The organism is Maledivibacter sp. (genome assembly GCA_025210375.1).
In the GTDB taxonomy this organism is placed as follows: domain Bacteria; phylum Bacillota; class Clostridia; order Peptostreptococcales; family Caminicellaceae; genus JAOASB01.
The window spans coordinates 1-13,288 of sequence record JAOASB010000054.1 but is presented as its reverse complement, the minus strand read 5'-3'; the positions used below and the strand labels follow the sequence as shown (position 1 = coordinate 13,288).

General features: G+C 30.8%; 9 protein-coding genes. All 9 read right to left on the bottom strand.

Going from position 1 to position 13,288, the window contains the following annotated elements; translation table 11 throughout:
- Positions 1-46 precede the first annotated feature (46 nt).
- Entirely contained in the window at positions 47-1,702 is a 1,656-nt protein-coding gene (locus tag N4A68_19975) for an ABC transporter ATP-binding protein/permease (protein ID MCT4566579.1), read from the bottom strand.
- Entirely contained in the window at positions 1,695-3,431 is a 1,737-nt protein-coding gene (locus N4A68_19970) for an ABC transporter ATP-binding protein/permease (protein MCT4566578.1), read from the bottom strand. Before N4A68_19970 ends, N4A68_19975 begins: the two co-directional genes overlap by 8 nt.
- The gene (locus tag N4A68_19965; protein MCT4566577.1) at positions 3,397-3,807 is read right to left on the bottom strand and encodes a YbaN family protein; all 411 of its coding nucleotides are present in this window, start codon (positions 3,805-3,807) and stop codon (positions 3,397-3,399) included. The genes N4A68_19970 and N4A68_19965 overlap by 35 nt, the downstream gene beginning before the upstream one ends.
- A 1,127-nt stretch (positions 3,808-4,934) precedes the next feature.
- Complete coding sequence (locus tag N4A68_19960) at positions 4,935-5,993, bottom strand: endonuclease/exonuclease/phosphatase family protein (protein ID MCT4566576.1); 1,059 nt, start codon at positions 5,991-5,993, stop codon at positions 4,935-4,937.
- Positions 5,994-6,283: 290 nt separating this feature from the next.
- Positions 6,284-7,108 (bottom strand): prolyl oligopeptidase family serine peptidase, encoded by an 825-nt coding sequence (locus N4A68_19955; protein MCT4566575.1) that lies wholly within the window; start codon positions 7,106-7,108, stop codon positions 6,284-6,286.
- An 88-nt stretch (positions 7,109-7,196) separates the two neighbouring features.
- On the bottom strand, positions 7,197-10,925 hold the full coding sequence (locus N4A68_19950; protein ID MCT4566574.1) for an AAA domain-containing protein: 3,729 nt from the start codon (positions 10,923-10,925) through the stop codon (positions 7,197-7,199).
- A 149-nt stretch (positions 10,926-11,074) separates the two neighbouring features.
- On the bottom strand, positions 11,075-11,926 hold the full coding sequence (locus N4A68_19945) for an NERD domain-containing protein (protein MCT4566573.1): 852 nt from the start codon (positions 11,924-11,926) through the stop codon (positions 11,075-11,077).
- An 11-nt stretch (positions 11,927-11,937) separates the two neighbouring features.
- On the bottom strand, positions 11,938-12,114 hold the full coding sequence (locus N4A68_19940; protein ID MCT4566572.1) for a hypothetical protein: 177 nt from the start codon (positions 12,112-12,114) through the stop codon (positions 11,938-11,940).
- A gap of 556 nt (positions 12,115-12,670) precedes the next feature.
- Positions 12,671-13,288, bottom strand: a 618-nt coding sequence (locus N4A68_19935; GenBank protein MCT4566571.1) for a hypothetical protein, incomplete at its 5' end; no start/stop codon positions are given.

Sequence of the window (13,288 nt, the reverse complement as noted above, 5' to 3'; positions counted from 1 at the left end):
GAAGCTAAAAGCTTTTGTTGAAAATTCTGGACCTTGACAAGGGGTATTATGAGATATACCCCCCTTGCATATGGTGAATCCTATCCGCAATACTCATAGTCGAGTTTCTATGTGATACAATTATAATCGTTCTATTTTCCCTTTGTTCATAAAGAGCCTTTAGTACTATGGCTTCATTCAGACTATCAAGGTTGCTTGTGGGTTCATCAAGAAGCATAAGAGGTGCATTATGCAAAAAAGCACGTGCAATCCCTATACGCTGCCGTTCTCCACCGGAAAGCCTATCTCCAAGCTCTCCAACATTTGTCTTATATCCATTAGGAAGAGTCATTATAAAATCATGTATAGAAGCTTTTTTTGCTGCCCCCTCTACATCCTTCTCAGATACATTCTTTTTACCCATTCTTATATTTTCCTCAATTGTATCATTAAAAAGAAAAGTATCCTGTGTGACAAAGCTCAAAAGGTTTCTCAATGTTTTTGTGTTTATATTTCTTATATCTTCACCTGAAATTTTTACTGTTCCCCTTTGTACATCCCAAAACCGCATGATAAGCTTTAGCAATGTGGACTTACCCGAACCTGTTTTTCCCATTATTCCCGTAATACTATTTTTAGGTATATGCAAATTCACATTTCGGAGTATTCTTTCCTCCTGATAGGCAAAGCTTATTTTGTCACAGATTATATCTTGGAAATTCAAATCTTTGCCCTCTGTAACATCTTCAACCTGAGGATGTTCATCAAGAATATCCAAAACTCTCTCTCCGCTTGCAAAAACCTGGAGAAGATTGTTGGATAAACTGCTAAGGGCCGCTACAGGCCCAAAGGAACTAAAAAGTGCAATAGTTGGTATCAATACATCTTTAAATCCTATTTCTCCCTTTGATTGAAGATATAATCCTACAAAAAGAATACACAATGAAAATCCCAGTATCATTGTGTCAGTGACAGCTTTTGTCATACCTTCATGTCTCTTTAATGACCTTTGACTCTGGTCCATTTCATCTGTAATACTATCAATTTCCTCCAGACGTTTTTCTTCCCAGCAATACTGTATACTTTCCTTCATCCCACGGAGGCTCTCTAATAAATAACTGCTGAGCCTACCAAAGGATTCCCTGTATTTCCTCCCATGTTGTCTACCTGCAGGTGAAGTTATGGTAGGAATAATGAAACCCACTGTTAAATACGCAAGAGCAGCAACCCCTGCCAGAATAATATTATATGTACCAATAAAAATCACCATAATAAGTGAAGTTATGATAGCAATTGAAACAGGTGCTATTGTATGTGCATAAAACACCTCCAAAAGTTCAATATCACTTGTAATAAGCGATATTAAGTTCCCTTTATCTTTTCCTTCAAGCTTTGCAGGAGAGAGGCGTCTCAATGCTTTAAATACCTTATCCCTCAAAATAGCAAGCAATTTAAAAGCAATATAATGTCCGCTTAACTGTTCTCCATATCGTAGTATCCCCCGTAGAAAAGCCATAACTATTACGGATATTAAAATTGAATGTATATCCATAAAAGAATTTGTACCACTAGCGCTCAATAATGCAAAACCCCCAAACACTGTAATAAACGTGGAACACACAAATCCCAGCACTCCCATTAATATTGCAATTATCATGACTGTCATTAAAGGCCCAATAAGGATAATAAGCCTCCCTATAATGGAAAACGAGCTTCTATGCATAGATACCACCACCCTTTGCATATTGTTCAATATCGTATTGTGTAAAGTATAGCTTTGAATAATATCCCTTACGGTTTATTAAATCCATATGCTTACCCGACTCTATAATTTCCCCATTACGAAGCACATATATTTCGTCGGATTTTTCGACATTTGCTAGTCTATGGGAAATTAGTATTACGGTTTTTTTACCTGCAAGGGCCAATATTGTCTTCATAATACTATCTTCACTTTCTACATCAATATTTGATGTAGCTTCATCAAAAATATATATATCACTATCATGAAGGAGTGCCCTTGCTAAAGCAAGCCTCTGACGCTGTCCTCCCGATAAATTGGCTCCCCTTTCCTCAAGTTCCTTAGAAAGCCCTTCCTTCCATGAAAAGAACTCATAAAGATTCGCCCGCTTTAACGCACTAATCATCTCTACCTTACTTGCATGGGGGTTACCCATTCTTAGATTATCCTGTATCGTTCCCTTAAATATATAGCTGTTATGTCCTATAGCAGTGATATGTCTCATAACGCTATCTTCTTTAATCTCTCTTATTTCACTTCCACCTATCATCAAGCTTCCTTTATATCCTTTGATCTGACCCGTTATTAGAGAAGCAACTGTACTTTTACCTGACCCCGATTCTCCTACGATTGAAATAAAGCCTCCCCTTGGGACGTCAATAGAAATTCCTTTAAGTATCCGTTTTGATCCATCATAACTAAAATCCAAATTGCTTATCTTTATATGTGCATTTTCTATGATCTCTGTTTTCACAGTTTCCTCTTCTAAATCCATTATGCGAAAAATTTTACCACTTGCAGCAATCCCATTCATAGCCACATGAAAAAACGAGCCAAGAAGTCTAAGTGGTATAAAAAATTCAGCAGATAAAAGGATAATAGAAATAGCTCCTGAGAATTCTATTTCTCCCTGTACAAACTGAAGCACGGATACAATAACTCCCAGGGCAGTACCTCCAAAGGCTATCAAATCCATAACCGCTATTGAATTCAGCTGCATGGTTAAAACCTTCATAGTAATCCTACGAAAACCCTCGGCAGCACGATTCATTTCATCATTTTTAACTTTATCAGTCCCATAAATCTTCAGTGTTGTAAGCCCCTGCAAATTTTCTAAGAAAGTCTCTCCAAGATTTATATAATCTCCCCAATATTTACCCATCATCTTCTTTGCAAACCGCTGAATTATAATGATTACAGCTGGTATTAGAGGGACACAGATCAAGAGTACCACCGATGCCTTAATACTTATAAATGACAAAACAGCAAATAATGTGGCAGGGGCTAAAATACTGTAAAACAGCTGTGGTAAAAACTTTCCAAAATACGCTTCCAGTTGTTCCACCCCTTCAACTGCAACCTGTATGGTCTCCGACGTAGAAACCCTTTGAGAATATGCAGTACCAATTTTAAAGAGTTTTTTGTATATGTTTGTCCGTAAATCTCTTTTTACCTCTGTGGATAATTTGTATGACAGGGTAGATAAATTATAATTACATATAAATCTGATAACTAATGCTGCTAGGATAATTGCTGATGCCGTTAAAATATTTCCCACAGCAATTTCATTATTTAAGGCCCGTTGGAGTAATATTGAAACATAAACAACGATCAAAATATTAGATAATAGGCTTATCCAATTTATAAACACATGTAGGGCTATATATTTTTTTGACTCACCTAACAGTCCGATTAGCCTTTTGTTTACCATCGTCTACATAGCCCCCCTTTATTGTTTCGATTTTAAAAATAAAGTAATAATACTTGAGAATAAACACAGCACCAATAAGTATCCTTGCATATGTATTTGCTGAAAATATAAATGCCATAATGAGCATTAATGAAGCAAATCCAAGAATAGATATTTTGGTTTTAAGAGTCATAGAGCGTGATTTCGAAAAACTTTCAAGATGTTTTTTATATAAGCGTGTTGATAGAAACCAGTTATTAAACCTCTCTGACCCACGCATGAAACAAAATGATGCCAGCAACAAAAAAGGAACCGTTGGCAGCACAGGTAAAATAGTCCCTATAGCCCCAAGCCCAAAACATATAAATCCTAAAACTATATATATTACTCTTAACATAAATTTCTCCTTTTGTTAGAATTATCTAACTTTTATTTTAATAAAATACTGAATCCAGATTTAACTTATTGAATTTCTTTTTTCATAGAAATATTTCCATTATGATGATATCAATTTAACCAGCTGTGTTATATAAAACTAACATATATCTATAGAAAGGTAGCCTTTACATCATGTGTTTTTTTATCCTACGATGCTTGGCTATGGCAAGAGTATAACAAGATTTACTTTTCATGTCAACATGTGGCATTTTTAGGCATTTTCATGGCAGTAGGCATCTATTTGCATAAAAAATTCCTCTCACATCCTGCAATTTCTTAGCTTTTTATTTTTTTAGATAAATATAGGAAAGTTAAGTTACCTTAACTATATTTACCTAAAATTTTTTTGGAATTTATCACCGAACCTTCTTAAAAGTAAAATCACATTTATTGGCTTCCATTCCAAGGGCCCCTTGGCGAGAAAATTTCACCTTTGAAAATACATCAAAATTGATATCATCGCATTCACAGAAAACTCTGCATAACTCAGGACATCCGTTTTCTACTGTAGCATCATGCCACAGACACTTATATACATGGAAAGTGAAACGCTTGTTGTCGGCATGAATTAGTTCCGCCTCCCAGTTTCCACCTTTAAGCAAACTGTGGGTAATAATTTTCTTTAATACTCTGTAGAAGAAAGGTATCTTCTCTAGTTTTATGAATTGTAAATGATATAAATTATCATTTATACAACGAAACAGAAAAAAAAATACACATTTTAGCCGAAACTAATTTGTGTATTTTTTGTCAACTATTTGTTTTAGAATTTTTTCGATATTGAGAAGGTAGATATCCAAAAGTATTTTTAAAGCTTTCTGAATATCTACTGGCTGAAGAAAATCCGCACATACTTGCAATCTCAATTATTTTCAAGTTCCTATTTTCTAGTAATTCTTTTGACTTGTTAAGCCGTGTTTTTATTACATACTTACGGGGCGAAATATCAAAGCAAACTTTAAATATATCTTTTAAATATGTTATATTAATATTATGAAGTAGTGCAATTTCTGACAAGCTAATTTTTTTATTCCAATTCTCATCTAAGTAATTCCTTACTTCATATACTCGTTTAATGAATAGCCCTTATTTCAAAATAAGCTCCATAATGGTAGGATTATGATCTGAATACTCAAATCCTAAATCATAGCCCTTAACACTTTTCACTTCTATATTAGGTGAAACTAAAAACCCATCAATCACAGATAAAAAATTTACTCCCTTTTCATATGGTATATCTACAGTTCTATTACTAGGTACTTTAGCATCCGATGCCCATATAAAACCCTTTGGAGTAAAGTCTTTTGGAATTTTCATAAGCCATTCTGGCCATTTTTGTTTACATTTAAAAACATAGGGGTCAGTTCCTTGTATTACATGATTCCAGTCCCCACCTACAACTATATAATTGCCTTTTCCATATTCCTTTGTTATATAATTCTTTAAAAATTCTAATTGCTGTTTTCTTATTTCCCCACCATCATCAAAGACGGAAAGATGTGAGTTTACTAAGACAAGCTCCCTATCATTATCCACTTTAATTCTACTTTCAACGAAGCACCTATCAAGCATTGCCAACTGTTTTGGCCATCCATATTCACCTGGATATTGATACCTATTAGCTTCTTCAATTTTATATGTAGAATAAGTAGCTAATCCTGATTTTACGCTTCCGTGGGGATTATGTATAGGAACTGGTATCCAAGGCACTTTAAAATTCAATGCAAAGGTTGAGCTATAATCCGAAAGATTTTCTGTTAGATATGCATATTCATCAACATGAAAGCTTCTAGTTGAATCTATGTCTACTTCCTGTAAGAAGACAATTGAGGTATTGGCTTTTTTAATAAATTCCGTTATAGAAAATAGGTTATCTAATGTTTTTTCTTCACTTATGGATCTAGATCCCTTTCCCCCATCCATAAAAAAATCTCTTCCTTTATCCATGCCGCAATAACCTATATTAAAGCTTAAGATTGATATTTCTAAATCCTTTTGCACAATTTCCTCATTATTATTCTCTATTTTTAATGAAATAATATCCTTTGGTCGATAATCTGTTAGCGTCATAAATAGAAGATATATAGCTATAAACCCTATCAAAATTCCAAATATCTTGAATAAATTCTTAGAAAATTTCTTCATAATATCCTCCCGATTTTTCTCATACTTACTTTATGTTTTAACTAATATGTTTACACTATTTATTTTTAAATAAAGAAATTATATCATATAGAAATTCCAGTTAAAACTTTAATTTATACAAGCCAAAAACACCCAGAAACATCACATATTTGTCCATGTATAAGTTAAGTTGTACACCCCTCTATCTCTCACTCAATTCATCTATGATCTTTCTAAATTTCTTTTCACTCGTAAGTTCTTGCGTTATAAATTCCCCCTTATAAAATAATGAATTACTTCTTAGGGAAGAGCTACTCTATTCTAAGATGTTCCTTTAGAAACTCTATTGTTCTCCTAATTATTTCATATGTCCTTACATTATCATTCATTAAATCAAATCCATGTTCTCCCTTTGAATGATTATATAAATTAAAGTCAATATTTTTATTTAACAATTCGCGAATAAAATTATCAATTGATTTGTTAATTACAGGATGATCTAATCCCGCTCTAGCAATAAATAAAGGTGGGATTTCATTTTTAATTTCTTTTAAATAATTAACTGGTGAAAACTCTTTTAATTGTTCAATTGTAACATCCTCTGAAATTTCTTCTTTTCTATGTTGTAAATCTAAATAACCGTAATAACTAACCAAACATTTTATATATGGTTGTCTATTTCTTAAAGCAACAGAAATTCCATAGGGTACTCCTGCAGAAATTGCCCAAAGTCCTAATTCATCTTTATTGATATTGAATTTTTCTGCATTTTCTTTTATGTAATTAATTGAATCTTCTATATCAGTTGCTACATCCTCCATTTTCGTAAGTTCATAGGAAGATCTATGATTAAATGTAATGGCAATTAATCCCGATGCAGCTATTAATTGTCCCAATGAAACATATTGTCCTGAATCCTTGATATTTTCTAATATTTCAGCAGGGCCATCTCCATGTACTAAAATAACAGCTGGATATTTAAAACCCATACTAATTCCCTTTGGTATATAAATATCCATATTCAATTTTTTATCAGCAACATTTTTATATGCAATATTTTTATATACTCTAACATCCTTCATATTATCAACTTCATATACTATTCTTCTTTTTAAAATCTCATTGATATCTTCCATTATATTTCCTCCATTCTTTTTTTAGTGATGTACAAGGAAAAATTAAACGTCGTGCTTATGTATAAAAAATAGTTGTTAATAATTTGGTTTATTTCATTACTTCATTACGTATATAAGCTATCATACTTTCATCTTCAACAATACAACTTAATTCATCTGGGCTATTATATCCCAATCCATTTTTGCATAACCAATTATGGGATCCAATAACCAAATAACGATTATTTATAATTAGAACTTTTATATGCATTGGTGGTTTGTAAACTAAATCCTTACCAATTGCTCTTTGAATTGACATGATCATCTCCACCTCATCGTCAATTTTGGGGTCAGTGGTCGCATATCGTGAATCTTTCTCTACAATTTTCTTTATCTCTTCTCTAGATGAAAGATTATATGTGGACTTTTTATTACCAAAAAACACTTTATATTTCTTTCCTTTTTTTACATATTTCTCAATATTTTCAATAAAGTTGTCTTTGGCAACAACCCTTGTTATCCAGGGACTACAAACTTCTATACTTTCTGCTGTTTTAAATAAGCTGTTAAGTAATCTATAATGTGCATCATTAGATAATAGACCATTCACAGCTTCAAAGTTTCCGAAAATCCGTCTATATTCTTCATTCTTTGTCAAACTATAAGACATGATTTTCTTCATCTGTTGATATACCTTCATATCCATCTGTAGAGTACCATTAAAAAATGAATATACTTTACCATAACTTTTAAGTGTTTCCTTTAGCTTTAATAAATAATTACTGCCACTCAAAATATCATAGTTTCCAACAATGATTAACTGACTTTTAGCTCTCGTTAATGCTACATTTAAGAAATTTGGCTCGGCACCAATAAAGTTTAATCCTCTTTTATCCCTTATGGAACTTACTACAAGACTTATAATTATTATATCTTTACCCCTTCCCTGAAATCCATAAACGGTACCACATTGAACATTTGGATTTTTAATATGATTTGATAATAGTATCTTTTGTTTTTTATATGGAGTTATTATTCCTATTTGGCTATTTGAATCAATCGTTTGTAATTCAGATACAATAGCTTTACAAATATTCACCTCTGCATTGTTCGTATAGTTATTGTTAAGACCCTTAACATCAATAAAGGTTAGATTAGTGCCAAAGAATTCTTTTTCTTTATTATTTTTAACTATCTTCATCCTATTATGATAAACATGATTGTTAGAAAACATTGCAATATTCTTTTCACACCGCCTATGTTCCTCAAGAAGAATACCTATTTTTTGATGATCCAGTAATTCATAATAGTCAGTGGCAATATTTGCAAAGCTTTGAGCACTATATACATCTAAATTATATATATCCTTCAATTCATATTTTTCTTCATATTTTTCAAATACCTGTGGATATAATTGTTTTCTTACTGGTTCAAGTTGTAATATATCTCCTACTATAATTGCTCTACGTGATCTATATAGTGGTCCAACTAAATAATGGGGCATCACCTGACCAGCTTCATCTATTAAAAGTAAATCAAATAGACCATTGACCATATGAATTTTATTTCTCTCAAGAGAATGTAAAGTCGTTGTTATTACTGGAAAACACAAGCAGAATACTTCCCATAATGCTTTAAGATTCTTTTCAACAGTTTTACTATATGTATATGTACTTCTATAGCATTTACTAAATAACTTTGCTTTTGAATTTTTATGGATGGTATTTAGATTTTCAAGAACTTGTTTCCTATTCTTAAGAATATAGGATTCGTTAATCAATAGTGCTAATTGAAACAGTCGACTCCGTTTAATTCTTAATATCTCACAATTACAAACTTTAAATCTTGATTCATTAACATCTAAATCAATATTATAATTATAAATGAGATTTTCTAATTCTGTATATTTAGATAAATATCCATTTATCACTTCAATATCCGACTCATTTTTTTTATAAGAAGACTCTAATTTTGTAACCTTTTGCTTAATTCCATTTATTTCATTTTTGTTTTTTGTTATTAATTCCGATAAAAATGTAACAGAATCTTTATAGCCTTCAAGCTCTTTTTTAGTACTTCTAGATTTTAGTTCTAGTTGAGTAATTTCTTTTTTTATAAATATCGAATATATTTTACCCAATATTGGTATTTTTCTCATGTTATCGATTTCTTCTTGCCTTATTTTAAAATTTCCTAATTCATGATCTAAGGTACCTATCCTTTTTTTATCTTTAACAATCTCATGTCGATCTTTATCTATTTTTTCTTTAAGAGATTTTATGTCTGACATGTTTATACTAATATCTTTATTAAGCTGTCTACATGCCCCTTCCAATTCAGCAAGCTTTTTATTTACACTTCTATAGTTAAACACGCAAACTCCTATACCATCAAGTTTATCTTTAGCATTATCAAACAATACTACTTTTTCATTGAATTTCTCAATTTCATTATATATCTCTAAAAATTCAACTCTTATGGATGGATTATCCTGATATTCTTTGATTTCATTTAGTTTGCTTTTAAAAGGTGTGAAACACTCCTCTATAAAAGTATTAACATTGTTAAGTTTCCCAAGTTTTGCACAAAAAGTGCTTTTTACTTTGCTTAATTCACTTACATTAAACAGTTTTATTTCTTCTGATAGTTCATCTCCCAAATTATTTACTGCATCATTATTTGTAGAACTTATAATGATAGAATAATTATTTTTACCTCCAAAAGGTGATTGGTAGACACCACTCTCGAGCTTTTCCCAATCATCATCCCACCTATCAATCATATCCTTTGTTTTTTTTACTAAATTGTCTGCAATAACCTCTTTTAGCACAGTAGTTTTTCCGGTCCCAGGTGGTCCTGTTACTGCCAATATATTGCTATCATTACTTCTATCAAGTATTGACCATTGCTTTTCATTTACTCCATACTTTGGGAGCATTCCTTTAACATAGTCAATTCCAAATGGATAACTCCCATAATGTGAAGTACTGGACATGGATGTTTTATATTCTCGAGATGCTTTATTACTTAAGTAGTTATTTAATAATGCAGACTCTTTCGTTTTAAGATTATGTTTTACTAGCATCAGTTCTTCTTTAAATGGTGCAATATAACCTGTTACACTTCCATCTATTGCAACCTTAAAATGTTGCTGTTGTTTCAATCCTAACATTATTTTTGACTCCGGAATCTTATTATATATTTCTTCAAGAATAATCTCTGTTAAATGACTAATGCTGTTGTTGTCATAACTATTTATTGATCGAAAAAATTGTTCCTTATCTTTTTTCCCACCAAAATATGCATCAATATCCTTATCATATCCAATAACCGCTAATAGCAATTCCTCTGTGAATGCATATTCTATAATATTTATCCTATTACTCTGTAAGAAACAACGATAGGTACACAATGGAATTATTGATGATCCAAAGTTATATACAGGATACATTAATAGGAACTCTTTCCTTGTAATCAATTCATATATATCTTCTTTTTGCTTCTCAATATGAGCAGCTTTGTATGTATAAATTATTTCAAGAACATCTCCAATTCCCTTTTTTATATCTTCAGATGACTTATTAGTTTTATTATAAACTAAATTCGCCACCATTCTAAAAATAGTTTTTTTCTCTTCCTTCTCTAACTTTTTTAACTCAAAGTCTATCATTGAGCATATTTTTTGATACTTTTGATCTAAAATAACTTTCCTAACTGCTGTTAAATTAGTTAGTTCATCATTTTTTAAGTCAAGTTTAGATTTGATTTTTCTGATGCTATTTATAATATTGTGACCCTCATATTCTATGAAATAATCTATAATCTCTGATGTTTTCATACGCATTCTCTCCTATAATTTATATTATATATAAAATCGTATTTTCCTAATTGTAGCTGTCGATAATTTCAAAATTACAGTATTTCTACAATATTACTACGTTTTATTTCATATCAATAATTCAATACAAATTTCAGCCTCTTAATTTTCTAATATCTCAAGATTATACTAATAATCTCATCTCCATATTTTTCAGTTTTAACAGGTCCAAATCCTGAAACTTTAAGTAATTCTTCTTTAGTTTTAGGCATTCTCTTTATTAAGTCTTCCATTTGCTTGTTATTGAAAATATAATAGGGTTTTATCTTTTCCTGTCTTGATCTATTTAGTCTAAATTCTTTTAAATCAATAGTTAGTTGTTCTTTATTATCAATTACTTTAACTCCTTTTTGGAATTTGGAAGTAAGGTAACTTTCATTTTCTTCTTTAGTAACTAAGGAATTATATTTTGATAATATATAATGCTGTTTTTTATCTGTATTCCTGTCCTTCAGGAACTCTGCTATATCCATAATTGTTTGATAAGGCATACCAACATTTTTGTATGCCCTAAGTAGATTTCTTAATTTTCTAGTAAGTTGATCGTATTTAATTAATTTATATTTGACATTTTGTGGTGCATATCTAGTGTTAACAATGTTTTTAGGATCTGCCATAACTACCATTGAAATAACTGGACAGTTTTTAATCATATTATTTTTCATCAATAAATCTTTAACAATTCTAACATGTCTTTCATTCTGAGTTATCGGACTATATATTCCTTCTTTTTTTATTATATTTCCCTCTGAGTTTTTAATTTGTCGAATAAAATCACCATTATCATTAACCAATATATCGCCACTTAATTTTTTTGTCTCCAATATACAAATAAATTTATTTGTAACTATCAAAAAATCAATTTGTGCCTCATAATTCTCGTGTTTTATATGTAAATTATGTAAGCAAACAATTGGTAAAAATGAATTTTTTAATTCATAATATACATTTTTTTCACCAATATACCCTGACTTTAGGTAACCAATATCTTTATTAATTTTTTTAAAACATCTTCGTCATTAATTGATTCTTTCAATTTCTCCAGTCCAAAAACGATTTTGTTTTCATCATCAAAGTCCTTAATAAAAATGGGATTGGTAATTAACTTTCCTATACTCAATATTGAATTTTTAACAGCTTTTAATAACATTTTATATCCCCCTTGCTAAGCTTTATAGCATAATAAATAACGTCAGTCTCTAATAATTTACTTTTCTATCGGCTGATTCCCCGTGTTCAAGCTTTCTTAATTTATTAATCTCTCTATATTTATTTACCAAAACAAGCTTCTAGCATGATTTTACAACAATTCTACATTTTTCACACAATTCCTCTGTCTTATTTTCTTGCATTTTGTCGAACTATAAAGATTTATACACAAGGAATACATATGCGGAATTGTTATATTTATCGTGAGTTTTTCAAAATTAAAGTTACAAGTGTATTGGTTAAATATAACAACGGACACTACTTTCAATTGATGAATTTATCCTCTGTAATTTTACTTTGCCATCTTTACCCTCATATCAGAATTTGATTTTTAAGCAAATAAAAAAGAGACTTTATATTTCTGCGAATTCAATATTTTTTTTATTGAACTCTACTCTAAATTAAAGGCTCTTATCTTTTCATACTATTTTGTTATATTTTCTTACCACTTTTATTATTTACCACATATTTCACCTATTATCTTATCATTTTGTACCTTATACTAATTCAATTGCTTCATTGAAATATTTGCCGAATTTCTGGGAAGCAAGTTCATCCTTACTTAAAAGCGTGACATAGCTACTATCACAACAATCGATCTCCAACATAGCCTGCGGATGCTGAATACTTACATTGGCCCAAAAATCATAATGGTCTTTTATATATGGTACAACTTCTAAATTATTAATATCTAATTTAATATCTTTCTCAAAACCCGTAAATACTGCCCAAATAAATTGTATGTCTTCTTGGTTAACAAGCTTTGTTAGCTCGTCTCCAGAGATAAAAGTTCCTTCTTTTATTTCTTCTACTTCAGGATAATACTCTATATCTGTTATTAACCAATTATAATTTTTTTGTATCCCATCAAGTGCGTGAAAAATCACTCTCATATCGGTAAATCCGTTCATTTTGCTAGTATCCTTCAATATATAGTTCATTTTATTTTTCCTTTCCAATATTATTTTCATTAGTGTATCCGCAAAAAAATCTCTTTCGCTTTCCCCCACTCCCTCCAAATCCCTGAACCCCTTATTCCATCTATCTTTGCATCCATTTTCGTTTTTCTCATTGATTTTTCCAGTCAAAAAAAGTCTTTCGTTTTTCATCCCTTT